General features: G+C 65.6%; 32 protein-coding genes and 1 pseudogene. 3 read left to right on the top strand and 30 right to left on the bottom strand.

Going from position 1 to position 18,247, the window contains the following annotated elements; translation table 11 throughout:
* Positions 1-155 precede the first annotated feature (155 nt).
* From rpsK to rpsJ, 28 genes are all read right to left on the bottom strand, one after another.
* Positions 156-560, bottom strand: a complete 405-nt coding sequence (gene rpsK, locus J7E96_RS29155) for a 30S ribosomal protein S11 (protein ID WP_003956432.1) — start codon at positions 558-560, stop codon at positions 156-158.
* A gap of 65 nt (positions 561-625) precedes the next feature.
* Positions 626-1,006, bottom strand: a complete 381-nt coding sequence (rpsM, locus tag J7E96_RS29150; RefSeq protein WP_028812356.1) for a 30S ribosomal protein S13 — start codon at positions 1,004-1,006, stop codon at positions 626-628.
* Between the two features lie 190 nt (positions 1,007-1,196).
* Positions 1,197-1,310 (bottom strand): 50S ribosomal protein L36, encoded by a 114-nt coding sequence (rpmJ, locus tag J7E96_RS29145; protein WP_009740505.1) that lies wholly within the window; start codon positions 1,308-1,310, stop codon positions 1,197-1,199.
* Between the two features lie 59 nt (positions 1,311-1,369).
* Positions 1,370-1,591, bottom strand: a complete 222-nt coding sequence (infA, locus tag J7E96_RS29140; RefSeq protein WP_003956442.1) for a translation initiation factor IF-1 — start codon at positions 1,589-1,591, stop codon at positions 1,370-1,372.
* 254 nt (positions 1,592-1,845) lie between these two features.
* Positions 1,846-2,682: a type I methionyl aminopeptidase gene (map, locus tag J7E96_RS29135; RefSeq protein ID WP_215135519.1), complete on the bottom strand. Its 837-nt coding sequence runs from the start codon at positions 2,680-2,682 to the stop codon at positions 1,846-1,848.
* A gap of 103 nt (positions 2,683-2,785) precedes the next feature.
* Positions 2,786-3,448: an adenylate kinase gene (locus J7E96_RS29130; protein ID WP_215135517.1), complete on the bottom strand. Its 663-nt coding sequence runs from the start codon at positions 3,446-3,448 to the stop codon at positions 2,786-2,788.
* Entirely contained in the window at positions 3,448-4,761 is a 1,314-nt protein-coding gene (gene secY / locus J7E96_RS29125; protein ID WP_215135515.1) for a preprotein translocase subunit SecY, read from the bottom strand. Before secY ends, J7E96_RS29130 begins: the two co-directional genes overlap by 1 nt.
* Positions 4,762-4,996: 235 nt before the next feature.
* Entirely contained in the window at positions 4,997-5,452 is a 456-nt protein-coding gene (gene rplO / locus J7E96_RS29120) for a 50S ribosomal protein L15 (RefSeq protein ID WP_215135513.1), read from the bottom strand.
* A gap of 1 nt (position 5,453) precedes the next feature.
* On the bottom strand, positions 5,454-5,636 hold the full coding sequence (gene rpmD, locus J7E96_RS29115; protein ID WP_028812361.1) for a 50S ribosomal protein L30: 183 nt from the start codon (positions 5,634-5,636) through the stop codon (positions 5,454-5,456).
* A complete protein-coding gene (gene rpsE, locus J7E96_RS29110; RefSeq protein ID WP_214899101.1) occupies positions 5,636-6,241 on the bottom strand; it encodes a 30S ribosomal protein S5 in 606 nt (201 codons plus the stop codon). The genes rpmD and rpsE overlap by 1 nt, the downstream gene beginning before the upstream one ends.
* A gap of 46 nt (positions 6,242-6,287) precedes the next feature.
* Positions 6,288-6,671 (bottom strand): 50S ribosomal protein L18, encoded by a 384-nt coding sequence (gene rplR / locus J7E96_RS29105; RefSeq protein ID WP_028812363.1) that lies wholly within the window; start codon positions 6,669-6,671, stop codon positions 6,288-6,290.
* Between the two features lie 3 nt (positions 6,672-6,674).
* Positions 6,675-7,214, bottom strand: coding sequence for a 50S ribosomal protein L6 (rplF, locus tag J7E96_RS29100; RefSeq protein ID WP_215135511.1), 540 nt, complete (start codon positions 7,212-7,214; stop codon positions 6,675-6,677).
* 21 nt (positions 7,215-7,235) lie between these two features.
* Positions 7,236-7,634 (bottom strand): 30S ribosomal protein S8, encoded by a 399-nt coding sequence (gene rpsH / locus J7E96_RS29095; RefSeq protein ID WP_028812365.1) that lies wholly within the window; start codon positions 7,632-7,634, stop codon positions 7,236-7,238.
* Between the two features lie 210 nt (positions 7,635-7,844).
* Entirely contained in the window at positions 7,845-8,030 is a 186-nt protein-coding gene (locus tag J7E96_RS29090) for a type Z 30S ribosomal protein S14 (protein ID WP_004571834.1), read from the bottom strand.
* Between the two features lie 2 nt (positions 8,031-8,032).
* Positions 8,033-8,590 carry a 50S ribosomal protein L5 gene (gene rplE / locus J7E96_RS29085; protein ID WP_028812366.1) on the bottom strand — a complete coding sequence of 186 codons (558 nt, stop codon included), beginning with the start codon at positions 8,588-8,590 and terminating at the stop codon, positions 8,033-8,035.
* Positions 8,590-8,913, bottom strand: coding sequence for a 50S ribosomal protein L24 (gene rplX, locus J7E96_RS29080; protein WP_069927444.1), 324 nt, complete (start codon positions 8,911-8,913; stop codon positions 8,590-8,592). Before rplX ends, rplE begins: the two co-directional genes overlap by 1 nt.
* A 2-nt stretch (positions 8,914-8,915) precedes the next feature.
* A complete protein-coding gene (gene rplN / locus J7E96_RS29075) occupies positions 8,916-9,284 on the bottom strand; it encodes a 50S ribosomal protein L14 (protein ID WP_003974257.1) in 369 nt (122 codons plus the stop codon).
* 102 nt (positions 9,285-9,386) lie between these two features.
* Complete coding sequence (rpsQ, locus tag J7E96_RS29070; protein ID WP_028812368.1) at positions 9,387-9,671, bottom strand: 30S ribosomal protein S17; 285 nt, start codon at positions 9,669-9,671, stop codon at positions 9,387-9,389.
* Complete coding sequence (gene rpmC / locus J7E96_RS29065; RefSeq protein WP_030368408.1) at positions 9,671-9,895, bottom strand: 50S ribosomal protein L29; 225 nt, start codon at positions 9,893-9,895, stop codon at positions 9,671-9,673. The genes rpsQ and rpmC overlap by 1 nt, the downstream gene beginning before the upstream one ends.
* Positions 9,895-10,314: a 50S ribosomal protein L16 gene (rplP, locus tag J7E96_RS29060; RefSeq protein ID WP_028812370.1), complete on the bottom strand. Its 420-nt coding sequence runs from the start codon at positions 10,312-10,314 to the stop codon at positions 9,895-9,897. The genes rpmC and rplP overlap by 1 nt, the downstream gene beginning before the upstream one ends.
* 5 nt (positions 10,315-10,319) lie before the next feature.
* Positions 10,320-11,165, bottom strand: coding sequence for a 30S ribosomal protein S3 (gene rpsC / locus J7E96_RS29055; RefSeq protein WP_214974338.1), 846 nt, complete (start codon positions 11,163-11,165; stop codon positions 10,320-10,322).
* The gene (rplV, locus tag J7E96_RS29050) at positions 11,165-11,512 is read right to left on the bottom strand and encodes a 50S ribosomal protein L22 (RefSeq protein ID WP_069927445.1); all 348 of its coding nucleotides are present in this window, start codon (positions 11,510-11,512) and stop codon (positions 11,165-11,167) included. The genes rpsC and rplV overlap by 1 nt, the downstream gene beginning before the upstream one ends.
* A gap of 41 nt (positions 11,513-11,553) precedes the next feature.
* Positions 11,554-11,835 (bottom strand): 30S ribosomal protein S19, encoded by a 282-nt coding sequence (gene rpsS / locus J7E96_RS29045; protein WP_138894198.1) that lies wholly within the window; start codon positions 11,833-11,835, stop codon positions 11,554-11,556.
* A 12-nt stretch (positions 11,836-11,847) separates the two neighbouring features.
* Positions 11,848-12,684: a 50S ribosomal protein L2 gene (rplB, locus tag J7E96_RS29040; RefSeq protein WP_069927446.1), complete on the bottom strand. Its 837-nt coding sequence runs from the start codon at positions 12,682-12,684 to the stop codon at positions 11,848-11,850.
* Positions 12,685-12,724: 40 nt separating this feature from the next.
* The gene (gene rplW / locus J7E96_RS29035) at positions 12,725-13,048 is read right to left on the bottom strand and encodes a 50S ribosomal protein L23 (RefSeq protein WP_215135509.1); all 324 of its coding nucleotides are present in this window, start codon (positions 13,046-13,048) and stop codon (positions 12,725-12,727) included.
* Positions 13,048-13,704 (bottom strand): 50S ribosomal protein L4, encoded by a 657-nt coding sequence (gene rplD, locus J7E96_RS29030; RefSeq protein WP_215135507.1) that lies wholly within the window; start codon positions 13,702-13,704, stop codon positions 13,048-13,050. The genes rplW and rplD overlap by 1 nt, the downstream gene beginning before the upstream one ends.
* 7 nt (positions 13,705-13,711) lie before the next feature.
* Positions 13,712-14,356 (bottom strand): 50S ribosomal protein L3, encoded by a 645-nt coding sequence (rplC, locus tag J7E96_RS29025; protein WP_215135505.1) that lies wholly within the window; start codon positions 14,354-14,356, stop codon positions 13,712-13,714.
* Positions 14,357-14,367: 11 nt separating this feature from the next.
* Positions 14,368-14,676, bottom strand: a complete 309-nt coding sequence (rpsJ, locus tag J7E96_RS29020) for a 30S ribosomal protein S10 (RefSeq protein WP_003948644.1) — start codon at positions 14,674-14,676, stop codon at positions 14,368-14,370.
* Positions 14,677-15,193: 517 nt separating this feature from the next.
* Here rpsJ and J7E96_RS29015 point away from each other — a divergent pair.
* A pseudogene (locus tag J7E96_RS29015) lies at positions 15,194-16,113 on the top strand (hypothetical protein).
* Entirely contained in the window at positions 16,113-16,346 is a 234-nt protein-coding gene (locus J7E96_RS29010; protein ID WP_215135503.1) for a hypothetical protein, read from the top strand. Before J7E96_RS29015 ends, J7E96_RS29010 begins: the two are co-directional and overlap by 1 nt.
* 64 nt (positions 16,347-16,410) lie before the next feature.
* Here the strand turns inward: J7E96_RS29010 and J7E96_RS29005 are convergent, their stop codons facing one another.
* Positions 16,411-16,671 carry a DUF397 domain-containing protein gene (locus J7E96_RS29005; RefSeq protein WP_215135501.1) on the bottom strand — a complete coding sequence of 87 codons (261 nt, stop codon included), beginning with the start codon at positions 16,669-16,671 and terminating at the stop codon, positions 16,411-16,413.
* On the bottom strand, positions 16,668-17,540 hold the full coding sequence (locus J7E96_RS29000; RefSeq protein WP_215135498.1) for a helix-turn-helix transcriptional regulator: 873 nt from the start codon (positions 17,538-17,540) through the stop codon (positions 16,668-16,670). The genes J7E96_RS29005 and J7E96_RS29000 overlap by 4 nt, the downstream gene beginning before the upstream one ends.
* A 115-nt stretch (positions 17,541-17,655) precedes the next feature.
* Between J7E96_RS29000 and J7E96_RS28995 the strand changes: the two genes are divergently transcribed.
* A complete protein-coding gene (locus tag J7E96_RS28995; protein ID WP_215135496.1) occupies positions 17,656-18,066 on the top strand; it encodes an ATP-binding protein in 411 nt (136 codons plus the stop codon).
* The last annotated feature ends 181 nt before the right edge of the window (positions 18,067-18,247 follow it).

Raw genomic sequence — 18,247 nt, 5'->3', positions numbered from 1 at the left:
CCTCCAGTCTTGGCACCCACTATTTGATGCCAACTGTTACAAGGGTACGGGCGGCACGGCCCGAAGGACCGTACCGCCCGAGTACAACGCGTTCGGAAGTGAAGGTCGGTCTTCACTCCGAACGCACTGCAACAACCAGAGTCGGACGCGAAGCGTCAGACGCGGCGGCGCTTGGGAGGGCGGCAGCCGTTGTGCGGGGTGGGGGTGACGTCCTGGATCGAGCCGACCTCGAGGCCAGTGGCCTGGAGGGAGCGGATCGCGGTCTCACGGCCGGAGCCGGGACCCTTGACGAAGACGTCGACCTTGCGCATGCCGTGCTCCTGCGCGCGACGGGCAGCCGACTCGGCGGCCATCTGCGCGGCAAAAGGAGTGGACTTGCGCGAGCCCTTGAAGCCGACGTGGCCGGCGGAGGCCCAGGAGATCACGTTGCCCGAGGGGTCGGTGATCGAAACGATCGTGTTGTTGAACGTGCTCTTGATGTGGGCGTGCCCATGAGCGACGTTCTTCTTTTCCTTGCGGCGCACCTTCTTGGCGGCGCCCTGACGACCCTTGGGGGGCATCTATATCTCCTACGGGAGGTGGTCGGTCCTACAGCGAAGACCGCTGATAAGCGTCCGGCTGAGGACTACTTCTTGCCCGGCTTCTTCTTGCCGGCGATCGCGCGACGCGGGCCCTTGCGGGTACGAGCGTTCGTGCTGGTGCGCTGGCCGTGAACCGGCAGGCCGCGGCGGTGACGCAGACCCTGGTAGCAGCCGATCTCAACCTTGCGGCGGATGTCGGCCTGCACCTCGCGACGGAGGTCACCCTCGGTCTTGAAGTTGACGTCGACGTACTCGCGGATCTTGACCAGGTCCTCTTCGGCCAGGTCACGAACGCGCGTGTCCGGGTTCACGCCGGTAGCGGCGAGAGTCTCCTGGGCACGGGTACGACCGATGCCGAAGACGTAGGTAAGGGCGACCTCGATACGCTTTTCGCGCGGGAGGTCAACGCCTTCAAGGCGTGCCATTCATGGCTCCTGTTTGCTCGGAGGTCTTCCGCAGAACCGCTCCGTGGCCACCGACCACTCCCGTCAGGGAGCGTACGGACCAGGTCCCCGGCCTCCGCCGGAGGTGTCAGCACCCGTGGGCACTGGGTTCTGCGTAATTACGTTTTTACGTGCGTCGCGCGAAGTTCTGCGAGATGCAGGGGGTCGTACGTCAGCCCTGGCGCTGCTTGTGGCGCAGGTTTTCGCAGATGACCATGACCCGGCCGTGACGGCGGATCACCTTGCACTTGTCGCAGATCTTCTTGACGCTCGGCTTGACCTTCATGGGGTGAGGTTCTCCGGGTCGGTGCCATCACCCCGTGGAACACGGGGCGCGGGCAAGATCTACTTGTAGCGGTAGACGATCCGGCCACGCGTCAGGTCGTACGGAGACAGCTCCACAACGACCCGGTCATCCGGGAGGATGCGGATGTAGTGCATACGCATCTTGCCGCTGATGTGCGCTAGGACTTTGTGACCGTTCTGAAGTTCCACCTTGAACATTGCGTTCGGGAGGGACTCGATCACGGTGCCCTCGATTTCGATGGCACCTTGCTTCTTGGCCACGCTTCGCCCTTCGAATCGGCTACCTTGATCGACTCACGCATCCGTATGCAGGCATACGGGTACACGCGAGCCGACGAGTCAGTCTACGTCAGGCACCCGGAAAAGACGAATCCGGCAAGTGTGCCCAACAGTCAAGATCGTTACGCCGTTCAGCCCAGCGGAGCCGCTTCTCAACGCCGCCCTCGCGGGCTCGGCGCCCGGGGGCGCCTCAGAAGCTTCGAGCGGCTGCGCCGGACTCCGTCCGCCGAACCGGGTCAGCCCAGCGGATCGGGCGCGGCCGTGACCCCGTACTCCGCCAGCTTCGCCTTCCCGCCGTCCACCGCGGTCAGGACCAGCGGTCCCTCCTCGGTCAGCGCCACCGAGTGCTCCCAGTGCGAGGACCAGGACCCGTCGGTGGTGACGACGGTCCAGTTGTCCTCCAGGACATCCGTCTGCGCCGTACCGAGGCTCACCATCGGCTCGATCGCCAGGCAGAAGCCGGGGACCAGCTTCGGGCCCTTGCCACGCTTGCGCGTGACGTAGTTCAGCAGGTGCGGGTCCATGTGCATCTCGGAGCCGATGCCGTGCCCGCCGTAGTCCTCGATGATCCCGTACTTACCCGTCGCCGGACGCGGCTGGCGGCGGATGTACGACTCGATCGCCTTGGAGATGTCGACGAGCCGGTTGCCCAGCTTCATCGCGGCGAGGCCCGCCCACATCGACTCCTCGGTCACCCGCGACAGCTCGATCAGCTCGGGCGCGTGCCCCGTACCCACGAAGGCGGTGTACGCCGCGTCGCCGTGCCAGCCGTCGATGATCGCGCCGGCGTCGATCGAGATGATGTCGCCGTCCTTGAGGACCGTCTTCTCGTCCGGGATGCCGTGGACGACGACCTCGTTGACCGACGTACAGATGGTGGCGGGGAAACCGCCGTACCCGAGGAAGTTCGACTTCGCACCGTGCTCGGCGAGCACCTTGCGGGACACCTCGTCCAGGTCCCTGGTGGTGGCGCCCGGCACGGCCGCCTCACGCGTGGCCGCGTGGACGGCGGCGACGACCAGCCCCGCCTCGCGCATCTTCGCGATCTGCTCGGGGGTCTTGATCTCCACCATGCGTGTGCCTTCCACATTCGCTGTAACTACTGGTACCCGCCCAACAGTACGGCCGCGGCGCCTCTCGGACACCGCGGCCGCAACCGTTGCACTGCTTGCTCGATCAGCCCTCGGCGGAGGACTTCTTCAGGGCTTCCATCGCGCGCTTGGTCACTTCGTCGACCTTGCCCAGCGCGGAGATGGTGACCACCAGGCCCTGAGCCTTGTAGTGGTCGATGATCGGCTCGGTCTCACTGTGGTAGACCTCCAGCCGGCGCCGCACCGTTTCCTCGGTGTCGTCGCCGCGCTGGTAGAGCTCGCCGCCGCAGACATCGCAGACGCCGTCCTGCTTGGGCGGGCTGTAGGTCACGTGGAAGACGTGGCTCGAGTCGTTGCGGCAGGTACGGCGACCCGCGATCCGCTTCACGACCTCGTCCTCGGGGACTTCCAGGTCCAGCACGCCGTCCAGCTGCTGCCCCTCGGCCTTCAGCGACTCGTCGAGCGCCACGGCCTGCGAGACGTTCCGCGGGAAGCCATCCAGCAGGAAGCCGCCCTTGGCGTCTTCCTGGGCCATGCGGTCCTTGGCCATCCCGATGGTGACCTCGTCCGGCACCAGGTTGCCGGCGTCCATGAACGCCTTCGCCTGCTTGCCAAGGGCAGTGCCCTGGCTGATGTTGGCGCGGAAGAGGTCGCCCGTTGAGATGTGCGGGATCGACAGGTTTTTGGCAAGGAAAGCAGCCTGCGTTCCCTTGCCGGCACCGGGCGGCCCGACGAGGACGATTCGCATCAGCGGAGGAACCCTTCGTAATTGCGCTGCTGGAGCTGACTCTCGATCTGCTTCACGGTCTCGAGACCCACACCCACGATGATGAGGATGCTTGTTCCACCAAAGGGGAAGTCCTGGTTCGCGCCGAAGCCCGCCAACGCCATCGTCGGCACAAGAGCGATCAGACCCAGATACAGCGAGCCCGGCCAAGTGATCCGGTTGAGCACGTAGCTCAGGTACTCGGCGGTAGGCCGACCTGCCCGGATACCCGGGATGAAGCCACCATACTTCTTCATGTTGTCGGCGACTTCCTCGGGGTTGAACGAAATCGCCACATAGAAGAAGGCGAAGAACACGATCAACAGGAAGTAGGTGGCGATGTAGATGGGCTTGCCATCGACGAAGTTCGCCTGAATCCACGTGCCCCAGCTGGAGCTTGCGCCACCACCGCTGAACTGAACGATGAGCATCGGGATGTAGAGCAGCGACGAGGCGAAGATGACCGGGATCACACCGGCCTGGTTGACCTTCAGCGGAATATAAGTGGACGTACCGCCGTAGGACTTCCGCCCGATCATGCGCTTCGCGTACTGCACGGGGATCCTGCGCTGCGCCTGCTCGACGAAGACCACGAGGCCGACCATGGCGAAGCCGACCAGGATCACCACACCGAACTCGATCCAGCCGTTCGCGAGATCTCCCTGCTTCTTGATGGCCCACAGGGCGCCCGGGAAGCCGGCGGCGATCGAGATGAACATCAGGATCGACATGCCGTTGCCGATGCCGCGGTCGGTGACGAGCTCACCGAGCCACATGACGGCCGCGGTGCCGGCGGTCATCGTGATGACCATCACCAGGGTGATGAAGATGGACTTGTCCGGGACGATCTGATCAGCGACCTGACAGCCCTGGAAGATGGCGCCGTTACGGGCGGTGGCCACCAGGCCGGTGCCCTGCAGCACGGCCAGGGCGACCGTCAGATAACGCGTGTACTGCGTGATCTTGGCGGTACCGGACTGTCCCTCCTTCTTGAGGGCCTCCAGTCGCGGGATCACCACGGTCAGAAGTTGGAGGATGATGCTCGCCGTGATGTACGGCATGATGCCGAGCGCGAAGATCGTGATCTGCAGCAGGGCGCCACCGCTGAAGAGGTTGACGAGCCCGAAGAGCCCGCCCGTCTCTGCCGAGTCGACACAGATCTGCACGTTCTTGTAGTTGACGCCGGGAACCGGAACATGGGCCCCGAGCCTGTACAGCACGATGATGCCCAGTGTGAAGAGCAGCTTCTTGCGCAGGTCGGGCGTCTTGAACGCCCGGGCGAACGCGGTGAGCACGGTGCCTCCTGCGACCCCCGCGCTACTGCGTCAGAGGTGACGGTATTGAGGATCGACGAATCCGACGGAACAACGAATGCAACAAATAGCAGTCAAAAGCCGTGCGGACGCACCGCACGGAAGTTAACGGTGCACGCCACCATACCGGCGACGATGCCCCCCTTGGAACGACCAACCGGGGATGCCCCATATGTGAGGCATCCCCGGTCGATGTTCAAGCCATCGGGCTCGTCTCTCAGACGAGCTCGGTGACGGTGCCGCCAGCGGCAGCGATCTTCTCCTTGGCGGAGGCGGAAACGGCGTCAACCGTCACCGTCAGCGCCACGGAGATCTCGCCGGCGCCGAGCACCTTGACGAGTTCGTTCTTACGAACCGCACCCTTGGCGACCAGATCGGCCACCGTGACCTCTCCACCCTGCGGGTAGAGGTCGGCGAGCTTGTCCAGGTTCACGACCTGGTACTCGGTGCGGAACGGGTTCCGGAAGCCCTTGAGCTTCGGCAGACGCATGTGGAGGGGCATCTGCCCGCCCTCGAAGCGCTGCGGAACCTGGTAACGGGCCTTGGTGCCCTTGGTGCCACGACCTGCGGTCTTACCCTTGGACGCCTCGCCACGACCCACACGGGTCTTGGCGGTCTTGGCACCCGGGGCGGGCCGGAGGTTGTGGACCTTCAGCGGGTTGTTTTCCGCCATGTCAGTCGACCTCCTCAACCGTCACGAGGTGGCGGACGGTGTGAACCATTCCGCGGAACTCGGGGCGGTCCTCCTTGACAACCACGTCGTTCAGGCGCTTGAGCCCGAGCGAACGCAGGGTGTCGCGGTGGTTCTGCTTGCTGCCGATGTACGACTTCGTCTGCGTGATCTGGAGACGGGCCATTACGCACCCGCTCCCGCAGCACGAGCACGGAGCAGGGCCGCGGGGGCCACGTCCTCGAGGGGCAGACCACGGCGAGCCGCGATCTCCTCGGGACGCTGCAGACCCTTGAGGGCCGTCACAGTCGCGTGCACGATGTTGATCGGGTTCGACGAGCCGAGCGACTTCGACAGGATGTCGTGAACGCCGGCGCACTCGAGCACAGCACGCACCGGGCCACCGGCGATAACGCCGGTACCGGGGGAAGCCGGCTTGAGCAGAACGACGCCCGCGGCCTTCTCGCCCTGAATCGGGTGAGGGATGGTGCCCTGGATGCGCGGAACCTTGAAGAAGCTCTTCTTGGCCTCTTCAACGCCCTTGGCAATGGCCGCGGGAACTTCCTTGGCCTTGCCGTATCCGACGCCTACAGTGCCGTCACCGTCGCCCACCACGACCAGCGCGGTGAAGCTGAAGCGGCGACCACCCTTGACAACCTTGGCAACGCGGTTGATCGCGACAACGCGCTCAACGTAAGCGGTCTTCTCGGCGGCAGCGCCACCGTCGCGACCCTTCCGGTCCCGCCGCTCGCCGCCACCGGCACCGCTTCCGCGGCGCTGGGGTCCAGCCATTGGATTTACCTCTCTCTGTTACGTCCGTTAGTCCCGGAACCGGGGCTTAGAACTTCAGCCCGGCTTCGCGGGCGGCGTCAGCCAGAGCGGCAATGCGCCCGGCGTACCTGTTGCCACCACGGTCGAACACGACGGCCTCGACGCCGGCAGCCTTGGCACGCTCGGCGACAAGCGCGCCGACCTGCTGGGCCTGGGCGCTCTTGTCGGCCTCTCCGCCGCGGATCGAGGCGTCCAGGGTCGACGCCGACGCGAGCGTGTGGCCCGCGATGTCGTCGATGACCTGAGCCACGATGTTGCGGTTGGAGCGCGTCACGACCAGGCGAGGACGCTCCGGCGTACCGGAGACGTGCTTGCGGACGCGGATGTGGCGGCGCTTGATGGCAGCGCGCTTGTACGCGTCACCCTTGGCGATCTTTACACCGTATGCCATGGCTTACTTGCCCGCCTTTCCAACCTTGCGGCGGATAACCTCGCCGGCGTACTTGACGCCCTTGGCCTTGTACGGGTCGGGCTTCCGCAGCTTGCGGATGTTAGCGGCGACCTCGCCGACCTTCTGCTTGTCGATGCCCTCGACGCTGAGCTTCGTGGGCGACTCGACCTTGAAGGTGATGCCCTCGGGGGCCTCAACGACGATCGGGTGGCTGTAGCCCAGGGCGAACTCCAGGTTGGAGCCCTTCGCCTGGACGCGGTAACCGACACCGCTGATCTCGAGCGCCTTCGTGTAACCCGTGGTCACGCCGGTGATCATGTTCGCCACCAGCGTGCGGGACAGGCCGTGGAGGGCCTTGTTCTGACGCTCGTCGTTGGGGCGCAGCACCGAGAGGGTGCCGTCCTCGCCCTTGGTGACCTCGATCGGCGCGGCGACGGTGTGCGAGAGGGAACCCTTGGGGCCCTTCACCGCGACCGTGCGGCCATCGATGGTGACGTCCACACCGGCGGGAACCTGGATGGGGAGCTTGCCGATTCGCGACATTAGCTTTTCCTCCGTTCCCGACTACCAGACGTAGGCGAGGACTTCCCCACCTACGCCCTTCTTGCCTGCCTGCTGGCCGGTCAGGAGACCGTGGGACGTGGAGATGATTGCCACGCCCAGGCCGCCGAGGACCTTCGGCAGGTTGGTGGACTTCGCGTAAACGCGCAGACCCGGCTTCGAGATCCGCTTGATGCCCGCAATGGAGCGCTCACGGTTCGGGCCGAACTTCAGCTCGAGGACGAGGGACTTGCCAACTTCGGCGTCCTCGACCTTCCAGCCAGTGATGAAGCCCTCCTGCTGGAGGATCTCCGCGATGTGCGACTTGATCTTGCTGTGCGGCATAGCCACGGTGTCGTGGTACGCCGAGTTCGCGTTACGCAGACGAGTCAGCATGTCCGCGATCGGATCAGTCATGGTCATGAATTGGCCTTCGGCCTCTCTCGCCGGGGTTTCCTGTATGCGCCATCCCTCTCCCCACTCAGTGGCGGGACGGGTGCGGTGCGGGGACCTACGGCGTAGTAAGTCGGTCAGGGCGGCAGGCGCCCAACCCCGCAAGCCTACGGCATGCGGTGTCGGGCTCCTGCCGACCAGATACTTACCGAGAGCATCCGGAGTACGGGAAGTCCCGTACTACCAGGAGCTCTTGGTTACGCCCGGCAGCTCGCCACGGTGAGCCATCTCACGAAGGCACACGCGGCACAGGCCGAACTTGCGGTAGACGGAGTGCGGCCGGCCGCAGCGCTGGCAACGCGTGTACGCGCGCACAGCGAACTTCGGCTTGCGGGCCGCCTTAGCGATCAGGGCCTTCTTCGCCACGGTCAGTTCTCCTTGAACGGGAAGCCGAGGTGACGAAGGAGGGCACGACCCTCGTCGTCGTTGGTCGCCGTGGTGACCACGGTGATGTCCATGCCCCGGACCCGGTCGATCTTGTCCTGGTCGATCTCGTGGAACATGACCTGCTCCGTGAGACCGAAGGTGTAGTTGCCACGGCCGTCGAACTGCTTCGGCGACAGACCACGGAAGTCACGGATACGCGGCAGCGCGAGCGACAGCGTACGGTCCAGGAACTCCCACATGCGGTCACCGCGGAGGGTGACGTGGCAGCCGATCGGCTGACCCTCGCGCAGCTTGAACTGCGCGATGGACTTCCGGGCCTTGGTGACGGCCGGCTTCTGGCCCGTGATCGTGGTGAGGTCGCGAATGGCGCCATCGATCAGCTTGGAGTCGCGGGCGGCGTCGCCCACACCCATGTTGACCACGATCTTGACGAGACCGGGGATCTGCATGACGTTCTCGTACGAGAACTCTTCACGCAGCTTGCCCGCGATCTCCTCGCGGTAGCGCAGCTTGAGGCGCGGTGCGGTGGTGGTAGTCATCAGATGTCCTCACCGGTCCGCTTGGCAACGCGGATCTTGTTGCCCTCGTCGTCAAAGCGGTAGCCGACGCGGGTAACGACCTTCTTGCCGTCCTTCTCCACAACCAGCTGAACGTTGCTGACGTGGATCAGGGCCTCAGTCGTCACAATGCCACCGGTCTGCGAACCGCGAGCGGTCTGACCGGCCTTGGTGTGCTTCTTGACCCGGTTGACACCCTCGACCAGGACACGGTTCTCGCGGGGCACGGCCAGAATGACCTTGCCCTGCTTGCCCTTGTCCTTACCGGTGATGACCTGAACCAGGTCGCCCTTCTTGATCTTCATGCTTACAGCACCTCCGGCGCGAGCGAGATGATCTTCATGAACTTCTTCTCGCGCAGCTCACGGCCCACCGGGCCGAAGATACGGGTGCCACGAGGGTCGCCGTCGTTCTTGAGAATGACAGCGGCGTTCTCGTCGAAGCGGATGTACGAGCCGTCCGGACGGCGGCGCTCCTTGACGGTGCGAACGATGACAGCCTTGACGACGTCACCCTTCTTCACGTTGCCGCCGGGGATCGCGTCCTTGACGGTGGCGACGATGACGTCGCCGATGCCCGCGTAGCGGCGACCCGAGCCACCGAGAACACGGATGGTGAGAATTTCCTTCGCACCCGTGTTGTCGGCGACACGCAGTCGCGACTCCTGCTGGATCACGTCTATCTCCTGATCGTCTGCCGGTTCCCGGCGAGGGGCTCCTTACGGAGACCCCTCACCGAGCCTGGCGGAACTGCCCTGAGGGATACCCCTCAGGGGTTATTACTTGGCCTTCTCGAGGATCTCGACGATGCGCCAGCGCTTGCTCGCCGACAGCGGACGCGTCTCCATGATGAGGACGCGGTCGCCGACGCCTGCGGCGTTGGACTCGTCGTGAGCCTTGAGCTTGTTCGTACGGCGGATGACCTTGCCGTACAGGGCGTGCTTGACGCGATCCTCGACAGCGACGACGACAGTCTTGTCCATCTTGTCGCTGACGACGAGACCCTCACGGGTCTTGCGGAATCCGCGCTGCTCAGTCGTCTCAGTCACATTCTTCTCGCTCATCAGGCGCTCTCCACCGTCTCGATGCCCAGCTCGCGCTCGCGCATCAGGGTGTAGATCCGGGCGATGTCCTTACGGACGGACTTGAGCCGGCCGTGATTCTCGAGCTGTCCGGTCGCCGCCTGGAAGCGGAGGTTGAACAGTTCTTCCTTGGCCTCACGGAGCTTCGCGACGAGGTCCTCGTCGTTGAGCTCGCGCAGCTCGGTCGCCTTGATACCGGCCGCCATCACGACTCACCTGCCTCGCGCCGAACAATCCGGCACTTCATCGGAAGCTTGTGAGCAGCGCGGGTGAGCGCCTCACGAGCAATCTTCTCGTTCGGGTAGGACAGCTCGAACATGACCCGACCCGGGTGCACGTTCGCGATCCACCACTCCGGAGAACCCTTACCGGAACCCATGCGGGTCTCGGCAGGCTTCTTCGTGAGCGGACGGTCCGGGTAGATGTTGATCCAGACCTTGCCGCCACGCTTGATGTGGCGGGTCATCGCGATACGAGCAGCCTCGATCTGGCGGTTCGTCACGTACGCCGGGGTCAGCGCCTGGATGCCGTACTCGCCGAATGCGACCTCAGTGCCACCCTTCGCCATACCGCGGCGCTTGGGGTGGTGCTGCTTGCGGTGCTTGACCCTACGAGGGATCAGCATTTCGGTCAGGCCTCCGTTCCGGTGCTCTCAGCCGGAGCAGAGGTGGCGGGAGCGTCGGCCTTGGGGGCCTCTGCTGCCGGTGCACCCTGCTGCGGCTTGCGGCCGCGGCCGCCACGCTCGCCACCACGACCACCACGGCCACCGGCCGGACGGTCGGCCGGGCCGCCACCACGGGCCGGGCGGTTACCCGCACGGGCCGCGGCGTTCTCGGCACGGACCTCGGCGATGTTCTTGACGTCGCCCTTGTAGATCCAGACCTTCACGCCGATACGGCCGAAGGTCGTCTTGGCCTCGAAGAAGCCGTAGTCCACGTTCGCGCGCAGCGTGTGCAGCGGCACACGACCCTCGCGGTAGAACTCGGACCGGGACATCTCGGCGCCGCCGAGACGGCCACCACACTGGATCTTGATGCCCTTGGCGCCGGCCTTCATCGTGCCCTGCATGCTCTTACGCATGGCGCGACGGAAGGAGACGCGGGACGAGAGCTGCTCGGCAACGGCCTGAGCAACCAGCTGAGCGTCCATCTCGGGGTTCTTGACCTCGAGGATGTTCAGCTGGACCTGCTTGCCCGTGAGCTTCTCGAGGTCGCCGCGGATGCGGTCGGCCTCGGCGCCACGGCGGCCGATGACGATGCCCGGACGTGCGGTGTGGATGTCCACACGCACGCGGTCACGGGTGCGCTCGATCTCAACCTTCGAGATGCCGGCGCGCTCCATGCCGGACGTCATCATCCTGCGGATGGCGACGTCTTCCTTGACGTAGTCCTTGTACAGCTTGTCGGCGTACCAACGGGACTTGAAGTCCGTGGTGATGCCGAGCCGGAACCCGTGCGGGTTTACCTTCTGGCCCATTACCGGGAACCTTCCTTGCTGCTGACGACCACGGTGATGTGGCTGGTCCGCTTGCGGATCCGGTAGGCACGGCCCTGAGCACGCGGACGGAACCGCTTCAGGGTCGGGCCCTCGTCGACGTACGCCTCGCTGATGACCAGCGAGGAGGCGTCCGTGTGGTCGTAGTTGTGCGCAGCGTTGGCAATGGCGCTGTCAAGCACCTTGCCTACCGGCACGCTCGCGGCCTGCGCGGCGAAACGCAGGACCGCCTGAGCCTCCGTGGCATCCATGCCACGGATAAGGTCCACCACGCGGCGGGCCTTCATGGGCGTGACGCGGATGTACCGCGCCTGGGCCCTGGCTTCCATGGTTGTCCCTTCGGTGTCGTTCATAGTCATCGCACCCCGCCTTAGCGGCGCTTCGACTTGCGGTCGTCCTTGACGTGGCCGCGGAAGGTGCGGGTCGGCGCAAACTCGCCGAGCTTGTGGCCGACCATCGACTCGGTGACGAACACCGGGACGTGAATCTTGCCGTTGTGCACCGCGATGGTGTGACCCAGCATGCTGGGAATGATCATCGAGCGCCGGGACCAGGTCTTGATGACGTTCTTGGTGCCAGCTTCGTTCTGGACGTCCACCTTCTTTACGAGGTGTCCGTCGACGAAGGGCCCCTTCTTGAGACTGCGCGGCATCTAAACCCGCTCCTAGCGCTTCTTGTTCGACTTGCGGCGGCGGACGATGTACTTGCTCGATGCCTTCTTCGGCGAGCGAGTACGACCTTCCTTCTGACCCCACGGGCTGACCGGGTGACGACCACCGGAAGTCTTGCCCTCACCACCACCGTGCGGGTGGTCAACGGGGTTCATCGCGACACCACGAACGGTCGGGCGGACGCCCTTCCAGCGCATGCGGCCGGCCTTGCCCCAGTTGATGTTCGACTGCTCGGCGTTGCCGACCTCGCCAATCGTGGCGCGGCAGCGGGCGTCGACCAGGCGGATTTCACCGGAAGGCATACGAAGGTGGGCCATCGTGCCCTCCTTCGCCAGCAGCTGCACGGAGGCACCCGCGGAACGGGCGAACTTCGCGCCGCCGCCGGGCCGAAGCTCGATGGCGTGGATGGTCGTACCGACCGGGATGTTGCGCAGCGCCAGGTTGTTGCCGGGCTTGATGTCGGCGCCAGGGCCGTTCTCAATCCGGTCACCCTGCGTGAGGCCACGCGGTGCGATGATGTAGCGCTTCTCGCCGTCTGCGTAGTGCAGCAGCGCGATGCGCGCGGTGCGGTTCGGGTCGTACTCGATGTGAGCGACCTTCGCCGGCACGCCGTCCTTGTCGTGACGACGGAAGTCGATCACGCGGTAGGCGCGCTTGTGTCCGCCACCCTGGTGGCGAACGGTGATCCGACCGGCGTTGTTACGGCCGCCCTTGCTGTGCAGGGGGCGGACCAGCGACTTCTCCGGCGTGGACCGCGTGATCTCGACAAAGTCGGCTACGGAGGAGCCACGGCGGCCCGGCGTAGTCGGCTTGTACTTGCGGATTCCCATTTCTCAGTCCTCGTCCGATTCCGGACGATCCAGACCGCCGTTAGGCGGTCGGACCGCCGAAGATGTCGATACGGTCGCCCTCGGCGAGGGTCACGATGGCGCGCTTCGTGTCGGAGCGCTTGCCGAAGCCGGTCTTGGTGCGCTTGCGCTTACCCTGCCGGTTGATCGTGTTGACCCCGGTGACCTTGACCCCGAAGACCGCCTGAACGGCCTGCTTGATCTGGGTCTTGTTGGAGCCGGGCGCGACGATGAACGTGTACTTGTTCTCGTCGAGCAGCGCGTAGCTCTTCTCGGATACAACCGGCTTGACGAGGACGTCGCGCGGGTCCGTGAAGGTCTTGCTGGTAACGGTCGCCTCAGCCATCAGACGTCGCTCCCTTCGGTCTCATCGGCCGTGGTGGGGCCAGACACGAAAGACTCGAAAGCGGCCTTGGTGAAGACCACGTCGTCGGAGACGAGCACGTCGTACGTGTTGAGCTGGCCCGGCTCCAGGAGGTGCACCTGGGGCAGGTTGCGGGCGGAGAGCCACGCGGCCTCGTCCGAACGCTCGGCGACCAGGAGCACGTGCTTGCGCTCGCTGACCTTGCCCAGCAGGGACTTCGCGGCCTTCGTGGACACAACCGCACCCTCGACCACGTCGGAGACGACGTGGATACGAGCGTTGCGGGCCCGGTCGGTGAGGGCGCCACGCAGAGCGGCGGCCTTCATCTTCTTGGGCGTGCGCTGCGAGTAGTCACGCGGCTGCGGGCCGTGTACGACGCCACCGCCTGCGAACTGCGGGGCGCGGGTCGAGCCCTGACGGGCGCGGCCGGTGCCCTTCTGGCGGTAGGGCTTCCTGCCGCCACCACGGACTTCGCCGCGACGCTTGGTCTTGTGCGTGCCCTGACGGGCAGCGGCCAGCTGTGCGACAACGACCTGGTGGATCAGCGGAATGCTGACCTTGGCGTCGAAGATCTCCGCGGGGAGCTCGACGGTACCGGCCTTGTCGCCTGCCGGCGTAAGGATGTCAATGGTGCTCATCGGTTCCTCAAACCCCCTTCGCCGCGGTGCGGACCAGGACGAGGCCACCGTTGGGGCCGGGGACGGCGCCCTTGATGAGCAGCAGACCCTTCTCGGCGTCAACGGCGTGGACGGTCAGGTTCTGGGTGGTGACCCGCTCGTTGCCCATACGACCCGCCATGCGCATGCCCTTGAAGACACGGCCGGGGGTGGCACAGCCACCGATGGAACCAGGCTTACGGTGCACGCGGTGGGCACCGTGGGAAGCCTTGCCACCGGCGAAGTTGTGACGCTTCATGACACCGGCGAAGCCCTTGCCCTTGCTCTTGCCCGTGACGTCAACCTTGACGCCGGACTCGAACACCTCGGCAGTGATCTCCTGGCCGAGCGCGTACTCGCTGGCGTCGGAGGTACGGAGCTCCACCAGGTGGCGGCGCGGGGTCACGTCGGCCTTGGCGAAGTGACCCTTGAGGGGCTTGTTCACCTTGCGAGGGTCGATCTCGCCGAAGGCGATCTGGACCGACTCGTAGCCGTCGCGGTCATTCGTGCGGACCTGGGTCACGACATTCGGCCCGGCCTTGACGACGGTCACCGGGACAACCCGGTTGTTCTCGTCCCAGACCTGGGTCATGCCGAGCTTCTCGCCCAGGATTCCCTTAATCTGCTTAGCCATCTCCGCGCCCCTCAGAGCTTGATCTCGATGTCAACGCCGGCCGGAAGGTCCAGGCGCATCAGCGAGTCAACGGTCTTGGGGGTGGGGTCGAGGATGTCGATGAGGCGCTTGTGCGTGCGCATCTCGAAGTGCTCGCGAGAATCCTTGTACTTGTGCGGCGACTTGATGACGCAGTACACGTTCTTCTCTGTGGGCAGCGGCACCGGGCCTGCGACCGACGCACCAGTGCGAGTCACCGTCTCGACGATCTTCTTCGCCGAAGAGTCGATGACCTCGTGGTCGTAGGCCTTGAGCCGGATGCGGATCTTCTGTCCCGCCATGGCTACCTAGTAGTCCTGTTCTCTCGAAACGCTCTGGGACCCGTGGATTGTCTGGATAAGCACCGCTCTGCTCCGACCCACGCGGTCGGGTGTGTCGCATCCTCGCCACATAGAAATCCCGAAGGTTTTCCCTGCTAGGGGATGCGGTCCGCGACCGCATATCGGGGGCAGAACACCCACCGGGCGCCTGGTATCAGCCCCGCTGACGCTTCCCGAAAGATTCCCGTACGTCCGCCCCAGCGCTGCCCTGAGGGGCAGTTAAGGCGACGAGTACTGTGGGACTCGCTTCCGGTCCTCCCGACGGGAGGCGCGCAGCATCGGCACTCAACCGAGCAACCCCGACAGTCTGCCATACGGGGCCCAGCCCGCGCCAATCGGGCGCAAGAGATTACCCCGTGCGTGAGCAACGTCAAACCCAGGGCTACGCCCGGGCGCGCCGACCCGCCCAACCACCCGTCCGGGTGAAGACCCCCCATACGGCCCAGCGGGGACCCACTCCCCCCTAGCGTCATATGTCATGGTCAGTTCTTCACACGAGGCGATGCACCGCATCTTCCAGGAGGATCCGGGAGTCTTCTCCCGCACCTTCCGGGCGCTCGGGCTCCCCTTCGACGACCCAGTAGCGGTCACCCTGCTCCCCACGGACCTCACCGAGACCAGACCGCTGGAACGCCGCGTGGACACCCTGCTGCACTTCGACACGGCCGACCCGGCCACCGGCTTCCTGCTGGCCGTCGAGGCCCAGGGCAAGAAGGACCCGGGCAAGCTCGCGAGCTGGACGTACTACCTGGCGCACCTCTACGCGAAGTACGGCATCCCACCGCTCCTGCTCGTCGTGTGCCAGGACAAGAACACCGCCACCTGGGCGGCGGAACCGGTGGACATCGGCCCACCGCAGTGGCCGGCCCTGACAATGCGCCCCCTGGTACTGGGCCCCACAACGTGCCCGCGATCACCGACCCCGCCACGGCCGCCCAGGACATCCCTCTGGCGGCGTTCTCCGCGATTACACACGGGAAAGACCCGGACGCCGATGCCATACTGAAAGCGCTGGCCGCCGCCTTGAAGACCGTGGACGAAGACACCGCGAGCATCTTCATCGAACTCACCGAACAAGGCCTGGGCACTGCCCCGGCAGCTGACATCTGGAGGGACCTAATGGCCGTCGACCTCTCCTTCTTCCGCTCGCAGACCGCCGAGCGCCTACGCGGCGAAGGCCGCGTCGAAGGCCTGGCTGAGGGGCGGGTCGAGGGCCTGGCTGAGGGCCGAGCCGAGGACATTCTGAGGCTGCTCAGCAAGCGTGGCATCGCAGTGCCCGACGACGCCCGCGACCGCATCACCGCCTGCACCGATCCGGACACGCTCAGCGCCTGGTTCGACCGCGCCATCACCGCCACTTCGGCCGAGGAGCTCTTCACCGAACCCGAGGCGACCTGATGGCTGTGCCGCTCTGGTTCTTCCGCTCGGAAACCGCCCAGCGCCTACGGGCCGAGGGCCGCGCGGAGGCCCGCTCGGAGAGCATCCTGCTGCTGCTCACGCAGCGCGGCATCGAGATCCCCAGCGATGCCCGTGAACGCATCACCACCTGCACTGACCTCGACACGCTCAGCACCTGGCTGACCCGTGCAATCACCGCCACTACGGCCGGGGAGCTTTTCACGGCAGCCTGACCACCTCCAAGCACGCGCGAGCCCCTGTCCCGTATCGAACGGGGCAGGGGCTCGGTTGTGAGGGTCAGCTGGTGGACGCGTACGTGACAAACTCGGCCCATGCGCCGGGCGCGAACCCAAGCTGGGGGCCGGGCACGTTCTTGGAGTCGCGGACGTGGACGGTGCCGCAGCCTGCCGCGATCTCGACGCAGTCGTTGCTATCGCTGGCGCTGTAGCTGCTCTTGGTCCACGCGACCTCGACGCAATCCGGACCATCGTTGCTGCTGTAGCTGCTCTTGAACCACTCCAGCACGAGACCGTCTCCAGCAGAGGGCTTGCGGGTCATGTCTCTCCCAGCACTTTTTCGATGAAGGCCAGTGACTCCCGTGGCGTGAGAGCCTGCGCCCGGATGATCCCATACCGCATCTCAAGGATCTGGACCTCCTTGGGATTGGAGATCAGCCGGCTGGTGAGCTGCGCCTCCGAGTATCCGACGGAGGTGCCGTCGTTCAGTTTCAGCACACGCAATTCGCCGGCCATGCCTGCATGGTCATCACGGTCCGTCGGCATGACCTGAACCTCTACGTGCCTCAACTGTCCGACCTCCAGCAGGCGTTCAAGTTGCCGGCGCAGCACCATTCTGCCCCCGATGGGACGGCGTAGCGTCACCTCTTCTTGGACAAACGTCAGCGTGGGGGCAGGCTGCCACCCAAAGATCTCCTGGCGGGACATACGCGCCGAGACCTGCCGGTCGGCCTCGTCCCGCGAGTACGCGGGCCGTCGCATGTCGAACAGCGCCCTCGCGTACTCCTCCGTCTGCAACAGCCCGTGCATGTTGTGATTGCCGTACGCGCCCAGCTCGACCGCGTCCGCCTCCAGCTTGGCCAAGTCCCGGACCTTCTTCGGGTATCGCGCCTCCTCCACGTCCTTCTTCATCGCGGAGATCTTTCCGCCCGCGCCCAGGGTCTCGTCCGCGCGGTCCAGATACTCCGGCTTGGGGATGCGCCGGCCGCGTTCCACCGCCGAGACCATTTCCTCGCCGTACCCGATCGCCGCGCCGAACTCGGCCTGCTTCAGGCCCGCCGCCTCGCGCCACAGCTTGAGCTGGCGGCTCACCGCCTTGAGCACCGCGCCGGAGTCGTCCTCCAGGCCGAGGTCCCAGCCGGGGCCGTCCGCCCCGTCCGTCGTGTAGTCCGTGCCACCGCCGCCGCTCATACGACACCCACCTCCGACGTACCACCCGTACCGGACGCCGTACCGGCCGGACAGTCACTGTCCGTACAGGCGCCGTCGCTGTTCAGCGTAGACGCGTCCCGCCACGCTGAGTGATGTGAATCCAGAAATCACCCAGCCCCGCACCAGCGTCCGCCAGTTCGCCGTCCAGCTCTCCGCCACCCGCCGTGGCGCCCGGCTGGCCCGGCTGCTCGCAACCGAACAACTGCGCTCCTGGGGGCTTCCCTTGGAGGACGCCGCACATGTCATCGCCGAGTTGGCCTCGAACGCCACGACGCACGGCCGCGTACCGGGGCGGGACTTCCGACTCATGCTCGTCGTCACAGACACGGACACGCTCCGTATCGAGGTGACCGACGCACGCGGTGATCGGCTGCCAACAGCTCAGGCCCCCGGCGACGGAGAGTCGGGGCGCGGGCTGCTGCTCGTCGACACGCTTGCGGACCGCTGGGGCGTCACGCCCGGGCCGGTGCCGTGCAAGACGGTGTGGGCCGAGATCACCCTCTGAACCGGGTCGCGGTGTACCGCGCCCCGGTGGGCCGCGTCGCGGTGTGGCGCGATGCCTAAAACTTTCAATCCCTGGGAGAGCAAATACCCCTCCCAACCCCTCCAGCCTCCCCGTCACCCACACGGGTGGCATTCGCCAACTGGAGTGGATTTGCGGGCGGTTGCCGGGCATATGCTCGCCC

The organism is Streptomyces sp. ISL-96 (assembly GCF_018614035.1).
In the GTDB taxonomy this organism is placed as follows: Bacteria; Actinomycetota; Actinomycetes; order Streptomycetales; family Streptomycetaceae; genus Streptomyces.
This window is presented reverse-complemented; position numbering and strand designations above follow the sequence as displayed.